The organism is Sphingomonas sp. J315, assembly GCF_024666595.1.
Classification (GTDB): domain Bacteria; phylum Pseudomonadota; class Alphaproteobacteria; order Sphingomonadales; family Sphingomonadaceae; genus Sphingomonas.
In genome coordinates this window covers 2,897,406-2,912,712 of sequence record NZ_CP088296.1, presented here as the reverse complement: position 1 = coordinate 2,912,712, position 15,307 = coordinate 2,897,406, and the positions used below count along the sequence as shown (strand labels likewise).

Below are 15,307 nucleotides of genomic sequence, written 5' to 3'. Positions count from 1 at the left end.
CACAACGCCTTTCATGCCGCGTGGTCGTGCCGAACGCCACCTCCGTCAACCTACGTAGGGACATGATCTGAATTTCGGCGCGTCCGTCATGGGCTTAGTTCGGCGTCACACAAACGCAGATTGAACCGGAGACCGACCATGACCCCGCCCTATATCGACCTCGGCGTCCATCATCAGCCCAAGGGTCTGTCCGACCGCATCGCCTATGGCTTCACCAAGCTGCTGCGCTGGACCGCCGACACATTCTTTGCGGAGCGCTATGGCCACCGCGCCGTGGTTCTGGAAACGGTCGCCGCGGTTCCCGGCATGGTCGGCGCCACCATCACGCATTTGTCCTGTCTGCGCCGCATCTGCGACGACAAGGGCTGGATCCGCACCTTGATGGACGAAGCCGAAAATGAGCGTATGCATTTGATGACGTTCATCGAAATCTCCAAGCCCACCTTGTTCGAGCGTGCGGTGATCATCGGCGTGCAGTGGGTGTTCTATCTGTTCTTTTTCGGTCTCTACCTCATGAGCTCGAAGACCGCGCATCGTGTCGTCGGGTATTTCGAAGAAGAAGCGGTCATCAGCTATACCCACTACCTGGCCGAGATAGACGAGGGCCGCAGCGCGAACGTCCCCGCTCCGCAGATCGCCAAGGACTATTGGAACCTGCCCGATGACGCGACGCTGCGCGATGTGGTGCTGGTGGTCCGCGCCGATGAGGCGCACCACCGCGACGTCAATCACGGTTTCGCCAACGAGCTTGCCGGTCTGCCAAGCGGCCCCGTCGCCGACTGCCCGCCGCACGTCGCACTCGAGCCGATTTGGAAGAAGGCGGCCTGAACCTATCGGGGCGCGGCCATCCGCGCCCCGTTTCCCTGTCGTTGGAGTATCTTGATGCGCACTGTCTCGACCGAAACCATGACGATCGTCAAAGCCACCGCGCCAGCACTGGAAAAGCATGGTCTCGCAATCACTACGGCAATGTATCGGCGCCTGTTCAAAAATCCCGAGATCGAAGCAATGTTCGATCAGGCCGCGCAAATCAGTGGGGAGCAGCCGCGACGTCTGGCCGGCGCGATCCTGGCCTACGCCAAGAACATCGACAAGCTGAACAATCTCGGCAGCGCGGTGGAGCGCATGGTACTTCGGCATGTGCAAACCGGAGTCAAACCCGAACACTATCCGCACGTCGCCGCAGCGCTGCTTCCGGCCATCCGCGAAGTGCTTGGCGAGTCGATCGCGACCGACACCGTGCTGGCCGCCTGGGGCGAAGCCTACTGGATGCTTGCCGACATCCTCATCGCAGCTGAGGTGCAAGCGTACGAACGCGCGCAGGCCGCGTGAGTCCCGCGCAGCGATACGCCGATGTGGAAAAACGCGGCCTGATCTGCGGGACGTGTTCCCCCGCCACGCCATTCGTGATTTGGAGCATAGCATAGCGGTACAGTCGGCAACGTCACCGGAGAGTAATTATGATTACGGAAGAGGACATAGAGCGGCTGGTGCCTACCTTCTACGAAAAGGTGCGGGCTGACCCGGTCCTGGGGCCGATCTTCGATGGCGCAGTCGCTGACTGGCCCCACCACCTCGATCGGCTCAAGGCGTTCTGGTCGTCGGTGATGCTGACGAGCGGCCGCTACAAAGGGCACCCGATGGCTGTACATTTGCGTCACGCGGACGCGATGACGCACGCCAACTTCGCGCACTGGCTGGCGCTGTGGAAGACCACGACGAACGACCTCCTCGATCCCGAGACGGCCGCAAAATTCCAGTCGAAGGCTGAGACGATCGCCGAGAGCCTGCAACTCGGCGTGCACTATGCGCGCGATCGGAGTGTCAAATGAGGATTGGCCCACCGCCCGACGCTGTCCCATACAAGCGCACGCCGTCCTTCACCGAGGAGAACGTGCCGGCAGGCCTCCTGGCAGATCACGATACTAAGGAAGGAACGTGGGGCCTGATCGTCGTCGAGAAAGGGCAGCTCCGCTATATTGTGGACGACCCGAGGAGACCGCGATCCGAGCGCATCCTCACGCCCGACACAGATCCCGGCGTGGTCGAACCTACCGTTCGGCACCGGGTGGCACCTTTAGGTGTCGTGCGATTCCACGTCGAGTTCCTCCGAATACCGACACCCTGACCGCTCCAGACCCAGCGCAGACAACCCGCATTTACCGTCGTTGACCAAGTCGCCTGCCACAGACATTTGATGGATCGGTAAGACAGCGCTCACGGCGTTAGTGGGACGGTGCAACCGAGATTCTCCGTTGCCATGCGTTGCGACCAGGATTTACGATTCCCTGCCGATGTTTCGTTGCCTTCGCATGGTGGCCAGCATGTCCTATCTACCTCCAGTAACTGCTGTGCTGATGCTGCTGGGCGGTCATCCAAACCGCGCGGAAGAGGTAGACATGCAATGGCCTGTCCCTGCTGAGGCATCCGCCGCGTATGACCTTGGTGACAAAGCCACCTCGCATGTCATCGTCGAGCAAACCATTGCCCGATGTCGCATTGAGGCGACCCGGCCCGCGTTGTGCATCGAACTGATGCTGATCTCATCGACGATTGGATCTGATCGGAAGACCAATGAGGCGCGCTCTAGGGAAGCACTAATGCTGGCGCGTGGCGATCCACCGCAATCACCCGCCCTGATTGCGATCGCCGAAGCACAGCTTGCCAGTATCCTCGATCGTGAAGGTGCCAGCGAAGAGGCGGCCGCGCTATGGCGGAGCGCCTATAATTTCAACAGGACCGACCCGGCCAAGAAGTTTGAGGCATGGGCGGCAGCGTCAATGGCTGCGGCGCATCTGACGGGCCTCGGCCGACCGGCGGAAGCCGAGCCGCTTCTTCGTGAGGCGCTCCCCCTGAGCATTGCCGCTACCGGACCACAGTCCGAAAGCACGATCACGGCATTGATGCAGCTTGCGGGCAATCTTGAAAACGCACAACCGCGCGAAGCCGAGGCGCTGTATCGCAAAGCGCTGACGGCCAGTCTGGCACTCTATGGTAAGGAACATGCCAAAACGGCTGACGCCTGTAATTCACTCGCCGTCATTCTGTATCGCGTCGCGGAATACCGGGAAGCCGAGGAACTGGCCCTTCAAGCGTTGGCACTTCGAGAAAAGCTGTTTGGCCTCTCCAGCACGGAAGTGGCCGTAACCGTCGGCAATCTGGGCGCGATCTTGGCGGGGGCGGGGCGTTACGCCGATGCCGACGGCCCGCTACGAAGAGCGCTTGCCATTCGTGAGGAGCAGCGCGCGGGTGTCGCGCTGGAATCAGCGTTGATTCACGCCGGGGACAACCTTGTAAACCTTGGCAACTACCGCGATGCCGAGCCATTGCTTCGCAGGGCTTTGGAGCTTCGAATTGCGCGTGCAGGTCCGTCCGATCCGGACACTGCGACCGCGCAGGAAGCGCTGGCCATCGCGCTCCGCAACTTGCGCCGATATGACGAGGCCATTGCGTTGCTTCGCGCTGCAGTCGATGTCAAAACGCAAAGGTTGGGGGCCGATCACAGCGATGTTGGCTATGCGCTCAACAATATTGCGGTGACGCTGGATGCCCTGGGTCGGTTCGGCGAGGCTGAAGCGGCCTATCGACGCGCGGTTGAGATCGGTCGAAAGGGCTTTGGCGCGGATAGCTCCATAACTGCGTTATGGCTCCAGAATCTCGCGACCAATCTCGACGAGCAGCGCCGGTTCCCGGAAGCGGAACCCTATTATCGCGAAGCGCTTGATATTCAGAAGCGTTTGTTCCGCGCAGACACATCGATGTTGCGCAGACATACAACAACCTGGCCACGAATCTGCAATCGCAGGGGCGGCTGGCCGAGGCAATCGATGCTGCGCGTTCCGCAGCCCGGATGACGGCGGCAGTCGCCGGACCGGCCCATCCGCGCCGTATCCTGTACGAACTCAATCTTGGCGCGATGCTGACCTATCAGGGTCGAGACCTTGTACGAGCCCGTGCATATCTGCGATCGGCGCAGCTTGGTATCGGACAGCGGATTGCGTTGACGCGCGAGTTTGACGAGACGGCACGGCGCGACCTTGCCTATTATCGGCCTGCCTACACCAATGAAGTGCGCGCGGCTTGGTACCTAACTGAGGTGGTCCAAGAAAATTCGACAGGTCGCTAAGCTAAACCCGACGGAAGGATGGACGGCAACAAAAAGGAAAAGGGAGCGCTCTGGCGCGGATTCCAATGCGAAAGTGACGCAGGATGCTATCCGGGACGATCTGAAACTGGCGAAACTCGCTGCGAAGCACGGCGTGCATCACAGGATGATCGCGGCGTGGAAGCGGCAGACGATCGAAGGGATGTCAGCGATGTTCTCGGGCGCGGGTGATACGACCAGGACGGCGAGCGACGCGGAAGTGGACAAGCTGCCCATCGAGATCGAGCAGTTGCTGGTGGACCGAATTTTCAGCGAAGGCCTCTGGTCGGTGGGCGTGGCGCAGAAGCAGGCGTGGGTCGGTTATACTCACCATGACCGGCTGGCGGGTATCTAGATTTCAGCGAAAGGGCAGTCCCATGAGCACGGGCGCGCAGCTTACCGTCGCGCAGCGGCACGGAAGCATAAGATGCGTGCGACGATCACTTGGATGTGACGGCGGGGTAGCGGATCCGGTTATCCGACGCGAACGCGCCTTGAGTCATCGTCGCCGGCGTGACGGTGTTATGCCCCATGAGATGGAGCACGGTGCGCCCCTCGAACAGCAGATAGTCCGCCACGATGCGGCGATGGCATCGCCACCATACAGCCTCCGCGCACATGATCGCTGTCGGACGCTGAGCTGCGTCGTTAAGAAGGGTCGCTAATCCGTCTCGGAATGAAGGGGTAAGAGCGTAATCAGCGTAGTTGTGGAAACTTTGATTCCGCCACAAACCGTTGATCTCCGGCTCGACCTCGGACTTCTTGCGAAGCCCGCCCAGCTCCGCGATCCGCTTGTGTCCGATCTGATAGGGTTCAAGTTCTGCCCCAAGCACGTCGAGATTGTATTTCGGATTGGTGCGTGAGCGTGGCACCGTGCGAATGTCCACGACGAGCTGAACGCCCCCGGCTCGCAGCAGGGTTACGAACTCAGGGATCGTCCTCGTCGAATGCCCGATCGTATAGATGGGAAGCGCTTCAGACATCGGACCTTCCTAACGCAATCGGTTCCGGACGCCGATCGCCAGCGTCTAATCCCTCTATCAGCGCCTCAAGCATGGGCCGCAGACGCTTGAGCTCCTCACGATGCGAATGCGCCAGCGATGCGATGATCCTTGATCCCATCCGCGATATCGAGACGTCTACCCGGCGGCCATCGACATCCGACTTGAATCGGACGACCAATCCGGCTGCTTCCAGGCGACTGAGCAATTCGCTTGCGCTATGGGGTGCCAAAAGCATCTGTTCGGCAAGCTCTCCCACCGAGAGCTGCCCGTTCGGCGCAGCACGAAGCGACAGCAACACCTGATACTGCTGCGCTGTTAAGCCAACTTCCGCAGCGGCCTTTTCGCTGAACCGCAGAAAGCGGCGCAAGTCGCGTCTGAACGCTGCCAACACGGCATAGTCGCCGTCGGAAAACGCATTGTCATCCAAGTAGTTGGAAACTCCTGAGTTTAACGAATGCAATTGTCGATCGCCCGCAGTCTCATTGCCAACGAACAAAGCGCCTAGAACGTGTTGAGTATCCATTCGTCCGGACTGATTGAATGTTGTTCGGAGAGGACGCCGCTCCCCCTCGAACCCCCTGCAGCGGCCTCGGCGATGACAACCGCGACACGATGTTGATCGCTTTCCAACGCCACCTGTTCCCAGGGACACGAGCTCGGATGCGTTTCCCGCCATATGCGGCTTGCCAGCCGGTCGATATCAGCAGGACTGGGCTCGATGTCACCAGCAATGCAGTTGGCCAAAACCGACCAGTCCGATGCTTTTTCGGCAGCCATATTGCTCACCTACAGTATATCGCTAAGGCCATCGGCAGCGGCCTGAGCTAGCGCCCCGTCCCGCCATTAGTGGATTTATGTCGTGATCCGATATATATCTCCTGGCGCTATCTTGCGCAAGGGGTTGGAACATTATGCTGGGTCGAGGAAGCCTTCAGGACTTGGCATCGCCGAACTTCGCTCGTTTGATGGAGGAGGTTCGAGCATGCACGGCATGCGCAACGCAATTGCCCTTGGGCGCGAGGCCGATTTTTCAACTCTCACCTCGCGCCCGACTGCTGATTGCAAGCCAGGCGCCCGGGACACATGCGCATCGGAGTGGCCGGCCGTTTTCCGATGCGTCTGGCGATCAGCTCCGGCGATGGATGGATGTTACGGATGCGAAGTTCTATAATCCGGAGTTAGTTGCGATCCTTCCAATGGCTCTGTGCTATCCGGGCCGTGCCCACAGCGGCGACGCTCCACCGCGGCCGGAATGCGCGGAATTATGGCGCGATCGGTTGCTACAGCAGCTTCCCGAAATCGAGCTGACGCTACTCGTGGGCACCTACGCGCAGGATCATGTGTTGGGCGCGGGACGCATGACCGACCGCGTGCGGAACTTCGACGCTTACCTCCCACAATATCTTCCGCTGCCGCATCCATCCTGGCGCTCTCGAGGATGGATGACGCGCAATCCATGGTTCGAGGCGGATGTTCTTCCCGAAGTGCGCAGACGGGTTGCTAAAGTGTTCCGCCGGTGAATGGTCCGCAGAACCGAGGCGCGACCTTACCTCACATGCTGAGATCTAGCCGGACAAGGAGGGAGCGAGATGGAGGAGGAGACTGCCCGCTTCCGATGCATCGGAGACGACGGCACGCCGTTGATCGTGATCAAGTTTCGGCACTCCCTGACGATGCAAGGGAAACGCGGACACCGCACATTTCCCGGTGCGGTTCGATTGGCGCTCTCGACTGGTGAGGCGGTCCGCTACATCGCCCCAGACCTCTTTGAGGTGGTCGATACCGGTGAACTCCTGCACCGGCTGTAATCGGCGATGTTGTTTGATCATGGCGCCGGGGCGCGACAGGCGGTGTCGGAAGCCCGAGAACTCAGGCCTGGCCGTGACGGGAACATCGCCGGTTCAGGCCACCCAGGCAGGACTACCCAGTTCAGCCGCCGCGGACTGCTTGACGAATTTCGCACCGGGATCGAACACAGAAAGCTATAGACTAATTCAGCATAACGGCCAATCCGCGCGCCACCGCGCGCTGCGGTGCATCCATCACCCTGACGGAAATCCCTGTCGAGCGCTGAATACGTTCGGCCACTAACGCAGTCATAGCAGCGCCGCCTGTCAGCGAAATCCCGTCGTCGAGGATCCCAGATACCAGATCGGGCTGGGTTGCCGCGAAAGCGCCTCGCACGGCTGATGCGATCTCATCGGCGTGTCTCTCGACAATGGGTCGAAGCTCCTCGACGTCGAGCGCGAGGACGCGCGGCAGACCGTTCCTCATGTCCAGACCCTTGACCTCAACATAAGAGCGTCCGGGCGACATCAGCGCTTCCGATAACGCGATCTTCAGCGCCTCGGCGGTCGACTGGCCGATATTGAACTGCTTGCGCAGATGAAGATGATGGACCAGGGCAGCGTCCACCGCATCCCCGCCGCCCCGCACCGATCGTGAGACGCAGATCCCGCCAAGCGAAATCACGACGATGTCGGTCAAGCCAGCGCCACAGTCGACGATCATCCGGCCGCGCGCTTCAGCCACGTCCAGTCCAGACCCGATGGCCGCAAGCATCGGTTCGGCGAGGAGCATCGGCTCGGCAAGCCCAGCATCGTGCGCGGCGCGACCCAGCGCGCGACGTTCGGCCTGTGTTGCGTCCGTTGGCACGCCGATGACCACACGAGAGGCTCGCAGCCTCCTTTTGGGCGTCAGCGGTTTTAGCGCGAACTTCAGCAACTCGCATGTTGCCCTTACATCCACCAAGACTCCGTTTCGCAACGGCCGAACGGTTCGCAGGCGATTGACTTCACGGCCGATCATCGGTTGCGCGTCGGCCCCAACGGCGAACAGCTTGCCGTCGGGTCCGACCGAGCCATCAAAGCAGCACACCGACGGCTGCTCGAATATCACGCCTCCAGCCTTGTCAACGACCAGAGTGTTGGCGGTGCCAAGATCGATGGCGAAGTCCGGCTTCTTCTTTGCCCACGAGAGTGCTTCTTCGAACATGGGTCACCTTGTGTTGGGGAGAGCCCCAATAAGGTCAACGCCCGGGGTCCGTCGAGGCCGATGGTTCAAGCGGCGGGGGGCGGATCCGTTTTCGGCCCATCATCCTCGCCAGGCAGATCCGGGTTGTCGTTGGCTGGCTGCCAGGGAGCGGAGGCGAACGTTCGTCTGGTTGCGGCCGAAACGGCGCGCAGCGATGCGCGACACGGCATTCTAATCACTCGGTCCTGACGGACCATCTCGATCAGCGCTGCCTCGTTGGGACGGGATGAAAAGTGCAACCGGATTCCCGGCAAATCCGTCAACCGCAGCGCGCATGCCTCCGATAGGCACCAGACATTTCCTCGCCATGAGGTTCCCGCCAAGACGCGTGCGACTCGCTCCGCTGCCCGTGGTGAGTGGACCAAAATACCGTCGATCGACGGCAGCTCTGTCCTCACTTGCAGCAACCAGCGTATCGCAACGGCCTGCGCGGTGTAGACGATCCGACGTTCCACCAGATAGCCAAAGCGCCGGAGGAATCCCTTGAGGTCCCCAGCCGTTTCGCGCGCGCCAAAGTGAACGATGCGGGCAGGCGGAGCCAGGTCATTCAAGATCAGTCGTTGCAGGTCTCGAACGTCGCCACCGGCAGAACGGACGTCGGAATACCCTGCATCCCGAGCGGCGCCAGCGGTAGCGTCCCCAACTACGAACACAGGTAAAGCCTTGTATTGCGCGCGAGCGGCATGGTGCCGAACACCATTCATGCTGGTGAACACGATGGCGTCCGGAAGCAGATCAGGCTGCTCGGTCGAGAACGGTCGCACACCGAGCACCGGCACGCTTACAACGTCATGCCCGAGAGCTTGTAGACGGGCCGCCGTGGAGCGATTGTCCGGCTCGGTTCGGGTCACCCAAATGCGCATGGCTTTCCCATCCTCAAAAGCGGCGAGATTGGGCGCTGGCGAGAGAGGCTTGGCGATGTGATCGTCAGCACGCGCACCTCTACCAATCGTCCTCGCTCCATCGGCCAAAGCAGCGATTGATCTGGTCGAAGGCCCAGCAACGCGGCCCCAAAGCGGGTTCCAACGCCAAGGCGACGCTCACTGACGTCAGTTCCGTGCACCAATGTTGCCTGCAATGTTCGGCCTTGGACCGAGTAGACTAGGTCGCTTCCACATCGCGCGAGCGTTTCGTCGTTTTGAGCATCGGGTATTCGCGACATCGCCAGTTTCGCCGAAAGCAGACGCGCGACCAGTTCATCATCCATGCTCAAAACGACGCCATGCAGATAACGAGCGTTGCCGGCATCGATCTCGACATCAAGATTCTTGTGAAGCGCGGTCCAGATGTGCACCAGCGAGTCAATGACGGAGGGACAGATAGCATTCACGTTTAACCCTCCCTAGTGAACCGTGCTGGTCGCGCTGCGACGCGCCTTTGCCAGCTCTGCAACACTGCTCGCCAACGCACGCGCGCGTGGGAAGACTTTCCTGTCCATCTCCTGGAAATCAGGATCCGAACACACGAACCGAAATCCTCCGGGAACGCGAATGGCGATCCCTACAACCCGATGGTCGGCCTCGACCACGAACCTGTCCATTTGAACCTCCGCGCACGATCGCGGCCAGACCCAAGTCGGCGCACGCGATCGGTAATCACGATTCCAGCTTAAACTGGGGAGGGGCCCTAGGTCAGATGCCTGCAGCTAGCAGGTTCAGCCCAGGGCAGGCAGGCGCTCGGTGCTGCTGCCGGGATGCACTTCGATGTGCCGGATCAGGACCTGCGAGGACATCCGCCGATCATGGCCTATCTGGAAACAAAGTCAAATACGTGGAGCAGCTTGCCCAGCAAGGCAAAGCCTCTAGATAGGTCCGATGTCTACGGCTTCATCTGATGTGCCACCCCGCCTTCATTCGGAGCGCAGTCCGAAACGCTAAGCTCGCGGGTACCGCGGCCCGCCGGATCCGCTCCACGGGATCACCATACCACCGTATCGAGAGGCGCTGCAAACGGCGCCGCACGCATCATGAACTCATCATCAAGCGAACCTCAGGCCATATCAGTTCATAGCCGCATTAGGCTTTGGCACTCACCTTATCTGTTGCTGGCATGCACCGCGCTCTTCTGGGCCGGCAATTCCATCGTTGCGCGTGGCGCGCGGGACTTCGTCCCTCCGGTCGCCTTGTCATTCTGGCGTTGGACACTCGCGCTGTTGATCCTCCTGCCGATCGCGTGGCCGCATCTTCGCCGCGACCTCCCAACGTTGCGCGCCTCATGGCGAATGATGATCGTGCTCGGAGCGCTGGGCATCGGAGCGTTCAACACATTACTCTACACTGGTCTTCAAACCACGACGGCCGTCAATGGTCTCCTCCTACAGTCACTGCAGCCCGGTCTGATACTCCTTCTCGGCATTCTGATTTTCTCCGAACGAGTTCGACTGCTGCAAGTCATGGGAATCGCTCTGTCGATCGCCGGTGCGCTCGTCATCATCTCGAAAGGTGATATCGGCTCGCTGCTCGCACTCAGGATGAACACGGGCGATCTCGTCATCTCTGTCGCTGTGGTGATATGGTCGCTCTACTCGGTGCTGCTTCGCAAACGGCCAGGCGTGCATCCCCTGAGCTTCCTGGCGACCACGCTGGCAGTGGGCGTTGTCGTTGTCCTTCCATTTTACATCGCCGAGATCGCTTCGGGTCGGTTGATCGAGAATCGATCGGAAAGCTGGATGGCGATCGCCTATGTATGTGTGTTCCCGTCCTTAATTGCTTACCTATGCTACAATCGCGGGGTCGAACTCCTCGGGTCCGCGGCAGCGGGTCTCTACCTCAACATCATGCCGGTCATGGGAGCGCTGCTCGCCGCCATCTTCCTCGGCGAAGCTATCCGCCCGTCTCACTTCGCTGGCGTGACACTGATCGGCGCTGGCATTGCCTGTGCATCGGTGCGCAAGGCGGTGGTTGGCACCAGGGCTTGACTTCAAGAAGGCTTAGTCCATCTTGATCGCTTCATGTCGACCGTCCGCGCCCTGATCGAAACGATCCCCTGCAGGTAGCAGCACCCCGCGCCTGAATCCCTAGGCGCGCAGATCAGCGCCTAGGATCTCCGGTCGGTCGCCCCACGCGACCGCCAACTGGGCGCCGTTCGGTCAAAGGCAACACTCCCTCCCCAAGCCGCGCGGCGCCCTTCCCGGAGGGCGGCAGCCCCCGCTTGCATCATAAAGGGACCTTCCATGACGGAAAAGACTATCGCCTATTACAGACGGCGCGCTCGATATCATCTCGCCAAGTCTGCGTTGTCGGAAACTGGGATCGCATTGATCCATCGGCGCTTCGCGCAGTTGTACTTCGACAGAGCGACCAAGCTCGACCAGACGCGCGGACCTGCGTCTAGCGACGGACGAGATGCGGACCCGTTTATCGCTGCGGTGCCACTCTGACCTACATTTCGAAACGCTGGGAGCGTGACCGCCACGCCCCCAGCTCACCGAGTAGCCTCATGAAATCCACAATCTTCGCCACGGCCTTGTTGCTCATGCTGGCCGGATGCTCAGAGATCCCGAAAGATCCAGAAGGCACAATCGACCGCGTCCGGCAGACGAAGGTGTTACGTGCCGGGGTCATCGCGGAAGGCAATGCGCCACATGATCCATCGCTTGATCGACTCGTGGGCTTGGTGGCCGCGGACACTGGAAGCCATCCCGACATCGTGCGTGGCTCGACGGAGACGCTGCTGCCCATGATCGAGCGAGGCGATCTCGACCTCGTCGTTGGCGAGCTCGCGCCTGATACACCCTGGGCCACCCGTGTTGCCATCATGCCTTCGCCCGAGCAGATGAAGTCGAAAGATGGTGATACACAACCGGTAGCTGTGGTCCGCAACGGGGAGAATGCCTGGATCGCGCTCATTCAGCCGCGTGCGATGCTCCTGAAGCGAGCAGCGAAGTGAGCGACCGCCTTCCCGAACATGTCCGTCGCGACCTGCAACGCGCGCGACGGCTGGAATGGTGGACGCTCATCTGGATGTCATCGGTTGTTGTCGTCATGTGGCTGGTGATGGGCTCCAGCCAGGCAATGAAGACCGCGTTGATCGAAGATGTGCTCAGCCTCGTCCCCGCCATCGTCTTCCTCGTGGCGCTGCACTTCGAGCAAAAGGAAGCGAATCGCGCATTTCCTTTCGGTTTCCACCGCGTCCAGAGCCTCTCATCCCTGATCGCGGCGGTCGCTCTATGCTCTGTCGGCGCGATCCTCGTGTTCGACTCGCTGACCTCGCTAGTCGCGCTCGAGCATCCGACCATGCCGCCGGTGAGCATTTCAGGCCGCGACATATGGCAAGGCTGGGTTATGATCGCGGCCCTCGTCTACTCGGTCGTGCCGCCAATGATCCTGGGTCGGATGAAACAGCCGATCGCGCGTCGTCTAGAAGACGAGGTGCTCGATACGGACGCCATGATGCAGAAGGCGGACTGGATGACCGGGCTGGCCGGTATCACGGGCGTCCTCGGCGTGGCGCTCGGCCTTTGGTGGGCGGATGCCGCTGCAGCTGCATTTATTTCATTCAGCATCCTCAAAGACGGCATCACCTCGTTACGCGTCGCTACGGCCGAGCTCGTCGACGGCACGCCGCGAAGGCTCGGGAAGGTAGAACTGGCGCGTGACGCGAGAGCGCTACAGACAACGCTTGAGAGAATGTATCCTAAATCATCCGTTCGTCTTCGCGCCACAGGCCGATTTATTCATGCCGAAGTGCACGGAGCGGCACCTACTCACGGGCTAGAGCTGAACGAGATATGGCCCGGCGATCCGGACAAGTCATGGCGTCTGGCACAAGTGAGCTTCGTGCCCGATCTGAGCGAAAAAGCGTGAGTGAGACTCCGATCATCGAGCGCGCCATCCAACTGGCTAAGGGGGGAGCGTGCAAGGACATTCCCGACCTCGAGCGAAAGCTTGCTGCCGAAGGCTATGCGTCGATCTCCGCGTACCTAAGCGGCTCCTCGCTCCGGAAGCAACTGCGCCAACTGATGAAAAGCCATTCGATCTGACATTCAGCCGAACTAAGTGAGCGAGAGCGCCGGTCGGCTAAGGGAGGGTCCCAATCCCGAACCGGCACTTTTCAGTTAGGCAGCTGCTGACTTTTGAATGACCTTCTCGATCACCAGCGTTCGCTCATTACCCTCGCGATCGGGCCAAAGGATGGACTGACCCTCTCGCAATCCGATAAGCCCCGCTCCGACAGGAGTTAGGATCGACACCTTGCCTGCAGAAATGTCAGCGTCCGGCGGAAAGACCAGCTGAACTGTGCGGCGTGCACCGGTTCCTTCGTCCACAAATTCGACGGACGAGCCCATAGTGACCACATCGGCGGGAATGGTTGCTGCTTTGTGCAAGCGGGCGCGGGAGGTTTCGCGGATCAACAACTCGCAAACCTGCGGAAGCCGGTCCTCGACGCTAAGTGCAAGGTCGGACAGCTTGTCCGCCTCCTCTTCAATCATATGGATTTGCGGCCGCTTGGATGCCGCTTTCGTAGCGCTCATGATAAATCTCCAGGATTGCCGACGCCAGATTGAGCGCTCAGCCGTTATATCGCGATGTGAGGGGCCCCGAGCTCTTCGGGACATGCCTTGGGAGAGCCCGGGGCTACATGCCCGCGAGGAGTTGGCCTGCGTGGAGGCGGCGTCGGAGATGGCGCACGCGGAGCTTCATCGTCCCAAGATGTGCCTGCGGCCACCGCATGTCAAACGCCATCTCGACCACTTGCACCAACTGCTCGCGCGACCCAGCGGCAGAAACGCTGCGACATCAAAACGATGAGGAGCCAAAAACTCAGCGAGCCCAAAAAGGAGCCGGCGCGGAAGTTATCCTCTACTCCGATCTTGTGGATGACCGATGTGTTCGGGTTGTCCGCTAGGAACGGTGCAGGCCATCCACCTAGCTCGCGCGGCAACCAATTCTGCTCCAAAGGGCCTTCGAATCCATACATGGCTCGTTCGTCTGTGGACGGGTTGATCCAGATCGTAGCGATCGTGATCGCAAGCGCGGCAATGACGGACAGCAGCAGTTTCAGCATAGATGACTAACTCGTTGTGTTTTCTTGACGATGTAGCACGGGACTTGCTTAAATTACTGGTAGGGCTAACCTTAGCGGCATGACACGCGGGTTCCACCAAGGCAGGGATCATCCCCTCAAATTCGGCGACTGACGCCGGGCGCGTTCGATCCCGCGTCCGGCTAACGGTCGCGATCTCTACTGAACCGTAGATCGCCAATGGGCGGAATGGGCGCCGTGCCTTGATCGGTCCGCCGGAGGTTTTCCGGAGTCATAGAATGTCATCTCGCATTGGTCGGCGGACATCCCTGCTGCAACCTCGGCGCAAGAAGACGCGCCGCAGGCACAATGAGTTTGGCATCAGCGCCGCCGCCTACCCGGACGGCCGTGTTGCCGTTCTCCTCTCACGATATCCCGTGCTGTCGCACACCGACTTCCGGGAGGTGCTCGCCTTCGTTCGGAAAGCCACACCGTCACAGCTTCGGCGGCTTCGGTCCAGCGAAGTCGTTCGGAGCAAGCTCGACCAGTTTCTGTGCGACCACCAGATTTTTCCTGCTCGGCGGCTGATCAATTCCGCCCAGATCGCGGTCGCCATCATCACGATCATCTCGCTGTGCTGGCTTTTTTGGGAACATCGGCCACAACCGCTCTCGCCACGCGCAAATGCGGCAGTTTTGGCCAATGCCGCTTCAGGCCTTGCGATGGCTTCTCATAGCGAAGCTAGAGTTGATCCTTGAGACGCCAGGAAGCCGTGACAGCACATCACGATGGAAAAGTGCGTAATCCTCCATGTCGGAAACACGCAGACGGAGCATGTAGTCCCCAGCGCCGCTTAGCAGATACCATTCCCGGATCTCGGCATGATTGCGCATCGCCGCTTCAAACCGCGCCAGATACTCCTCGGTTTGTCTTTCCAGCTCAACCTGCACAACGGCATCGATGCCTTCTTCCGGATCGCCGCTGGAGATGATTGCCGTGTATCCGCGGATTACACCGCTGCGCTCGAGGAGCTTCAGCCTTCTGAGACACGCCGACTCAGATAGCCCGACCTCTTTCGCCAACGCGCTGTTCGTGGCGCGCGCATTCAAACGGAGTTGGTTCAGGATTCTGCGGTCTATACTGTCGAGTGCGGTCATCGCGC

22 protein-coding genes are annotated in these 15,307 nt (G+C 60.4%); 12 read left to right on the top strand and 10 right to left on the bottom strand.

Annotation, left to right across the window (positions count from 1 at the left end):
- Nucleotides 1-138 precede the first annotated feature (138 nt).
- The 7 genes from LRS08_RS14815 to LRS08_RS14785 all read left to right on the top strand — a co-directional run bounded on the left by LRS08_RS14815 (nt 139) and on the right by LRS08_RS14785 (nt 4,499).
- Nucleotides 139-828 (top strand): alternative oxidase, encoded by a 690-nt coding sequence (locus LRS08_RS14815; RefSeq protein WP_257842956.1) that lies wholly within the window; start codon nt 139-141, stop codon nt 826-828.
- Between the two features lie 54 nt (nt 829-882).
- Nucleotides 883-1,332 carry a globin domain-containing protein gene (locus LRS08_RS14810; RefSeq protein WP_257842957.1) on the top strand — a complete coding sequence of 150 codons (450 nt, stop codon included), beginning with the start codon at nt 883-885 and terminating at the stop codon, nt 1,330-1,332.
- A gap of 128 nt (nt 1,333-1,460) precedes the next feature.
- On the top strand, nt 1,461-1,832 hold the full coding sequence (locus LRS08_RS14805) for a group III truncated hemoglobin (RefSeq protein WP_257842958.1): 372 nt from the start codon (nt 1,461-1,463) through the stop codon (nt 1,830-1,832).
- Nucleotides 1,829-2,128: a DUF1971 domain-containing protein gene (locus LRS08_RS14800; RefSeq protein WP_257842959.1), complete on the top strand. Its 300-nt coding sequence runs from the start codon at nt 1,829-1,831 to the stop codon at nt 2,126-2,128. Before LRS08_RS14805 ends, LRS08_RS14800 begins: the two co-directional genes overlap by 4 nt.
- A 166-nt stretch (nt 2,129-2,294) precedes the next feature.
- The gene (locus tag LRS08_RS14795) at nt 2,295-3,854 is read left to right on the top strand and encodes a tetratricopeptide repeat protein (protein WP_257842960.1); all 1,560 of its coding nucleotides are present in this window, start codon (nt 2,295-2,297) and stop codon (nt 3,852-3,854) included.
- Nucleotides 3,755-4,126: a tetratricopeptide repeat protein gene (locus tag LRS08_RS14790; protein ID WP_312026688.1), complete on the top strand. Its 372-nt coding sequence runs from the start codon at nt 3,755-3,757 to the stop codon at nt 4,124-4,126. The genes LRS08_RS14795 and LRS08_RS14790 overlap by 100 nt, the downstream gene beginning before the upstream one ends.
- Nucleotides 4,127-4,199: 73 nt before the next feature.
- The gene (locus LRS08_RS14785; RefSeq protein ID WP_257842961.1) at nt 4,200-4,499 is read left to right on the top strand and encodes a hypothetical protein; all 300 of its coding nucleotides are present in this window, start codon (nt 4,200-4,202) and stop codon (nt 4,497-4,499) included.
- A gap of 85 nt (nt 4,500-4,584) precedes the next feature.
- Here the strand turns inward: LRS08_RS14785 and LRS08_RS14780 are convergent, their stop codons facing one another.
- The 3 genes from LRS08_RS14780 to LRS08_RS14770 form a co-directional block, all read right to left on the bottom strand.
- Complete coding sequence (locus LRS08_RS14780) at nt 4,585-5,127, bottom strand: DUF488 family protein (RefSeq protein WP_257842962.1); 543 nt, start codon at nt 5,125-5,127, stop codon at nt 4,585-4,587.
- Nucleotides 5,120-5,575: a MarR family winged helix-turn-helix transcriptional regulator gene (locus LRS08_RS14775; protein WP_257842963.1), complete on the bottom strand. Its 456-nt coding sequence runs from the start codon at nt 5,573-5,575 to the stop codon at nt 5,120-5,122. The genes LRS08_RS14780 and LRS08_RS14775 overlap by 8 nt, the downstream gene beginning before the upstream one ends.
- Before the next feature lie 74 nt (nt 5,576-5,649).
- Nucleotides 5,650-5,925 (bottom strand): hypothetical protein, encoded by a 276-nt coding sequence (locus LRS08_RS14770; protein WP_257842964.1) that lies wholly within the window; start codon nt 5,923-5,925, stop codon nt 5,650-5,652.
- A gap of 134 nt (nt 5,926-6,059) precedes the next feature.
- Here LRS08_RS14770 and LRS08_RS14765 point away from each other — a divergent pair, with 134 nt between their 5' ends.
- Both LRS08_RS14765 and LRS08_RS14760 read left to right on the top strand, forming a co-directional pair.
- Nucleotides 6,060-6,668 carry a uracil-DNA glycosylase family protein gene (locus LRS08_RS14765; protein ID WP_312026624.1) on the top strand — a complete coding sequence of 203 codons (609 nt, stop codon included), beginning with the start codon at nt 6,060-6,062 and terminating at the stop codon, nt 6,666-6,668.
- A 69-nt stretch (nt 6,669-6,737) separates the two neighbouring features.
- Entirely contained in the window at nt 6,738-6,956 is a 219-nt protein-coding gene (locus tag LRS08_RS14760) for a hypothetical protein (RefSeq protein WP_257842965.1), read from the top strand.
- Between the two features lie 181 nt (nt 6,957-7,137).
- On the opposite strand, the gene LRS08_RS14755 is transcribed toward LRS08_RS14760, so the two are convergent.
- The 3 genes from LRS08_RS14755 to LRS08_RS14745 form a co-directional block, all read right to left on the bottom strand.
- Complete coding sequence (locus LRS08_RS14755; RefSeq protein WP_257842966.1) at nt 7,138-8,142, bottom strand: rod shape-determining protein; 1,005 nt, start codon at nt 8,140-8,142, stop codon at nt 7,138-7,140.
- Nucleotides 8,143-8,207: 65 nt separating this feature from the next.
- The gene (locus tag LRS08_RS14750; RefSeq protein WP_257842967.1) at nt 8,208-9,044 is read right to left on the bottom strand and encodes a uroporphyrinogen-III synthase; all 837 of its coding nucleotides are present in this window, start codon (nt 9,042-9,044) and stop codon (nt 8,208-8,210) included.
- Nucleotides 9,029-9,475 carry a hypothetical protein gene (locus LRS08_RS14745; protein ID WP_257842968.1) on the bottom strand — a complete coding sequence of 149 codons (447 nt, stop codon included), beginning with the start codon at nt 9,473-9,475 and terminating at the stop codon, nt 9,029-9,031. Before LRS08_RS14745 ends, LRS08_RS14750 begins: the two co-directional genes overlap by 16 nt.
- A 747-nt stretch (nt 9,476-10,222) precedes the next feature.
- Between LRS08_RS14745 and LRS08_RS14740 the strand changes: the two genes are divergently transcribed.
- From LRS08_RS14740 to LRS08_RS14730, 3 genes are all read left to right on the top strand, one after another.
- Nucleotides 10,223-11,098 (top strand): DMT family transporter, encoded by an 876-nt coding sequence (locus LRS08_RS14740; protein WP_257842969.1) that lies wholly within the window; start codon nt 10,223-10,225, stop codon nt 11,096-11,098.
- Nucleotides 11,099-11,619: 521 nt separating this feature from the next.
- Nucleotides 11,620-12,069: a hypothetical protein gene (locus tag LRS08_RS14735; protein ID WP_257842970.1), complete on the top strand. Its 450-nt coding sequence runs from the start codon at nt 11,620-11,622 to the stop codon at nt 12,067-12,069.
- Nucleotides 12,066-12,986: a cation diffusion facilitator family transporter gene (locus LRS08_RS14730; RefSeq protein ID WP_257842971.1), complete on the top strand. Its 921-nt coding sequence runs from the start codon at nt 12,066-12,068 to the stop codon at nt 12,984-12,986. The genes LRS08_RS14735 and LRS08_RS14730 overlap by 4 nt, the downstream gene beginning before the upstream one ends.
- Nucleotides 12,987-13,237: 251 nt before the next feature.
- Here LRS08_RS14730 and rnk read toward each other — a convergent pair whose 3' ends face one another.
- The 4 genes from rnk to LRS08_RS14710 all read right to left on the bottom strand — a co-directional run bounded on the left by rnk (nt 13,238) and on the right by LRS08_RS14710 (nt 15,302).
- The gene (gene rnk / locus LRS08_RS14725; protein WP_257842973.1) at nt 13,238-13,654 is read right to left on the bottom strand and encodes a nucleoside diphosphate kinase regulator; all 417 of its coding nucleotides are present in this window, start codon (nt 13,652-13,654) and stop codon (nt 13,238-13,240) included.
- Nucleotides 13,655-13,854: 200 nt separating this feature from the next.
- On the bottom strand, nt 13,855-14,187 hold the full coding sequence (locus LRS08_RS14720; protein ID WP_257842974.1) for a hypothetical protein: 333 nt from the start codon (nt 14,185-14,187) through the stop codon (nt 13,855-13,857).
- Nucleotides 14,188-14,639: 452 nt separating this feature from the next.
- Entirely contained in the window at nt 14,640-14,810 is a 171-nt protein-coding gene (locus tag LRS08_RS14715) for a hypothetical protein (RefSeq protein ID WP_257842975.1), read from the bottom strand.
- A 45-nt stretch (nt 14,811-14,855) separates the two neighbouring features.
- Nucleotides 14,856-15,302, bottom strand: a complete 447-nt coding sequence (locus tag LRS08_RS14710; protein WP_257842976.1) for an Lrp/AsnC family transcriptional regulator — start codon at nt 15,300-15,302, stop codon at nt 14,856-14,858.
- Nucleotides 15,303-15,307 lie beyond the last annotated feature (5 nt).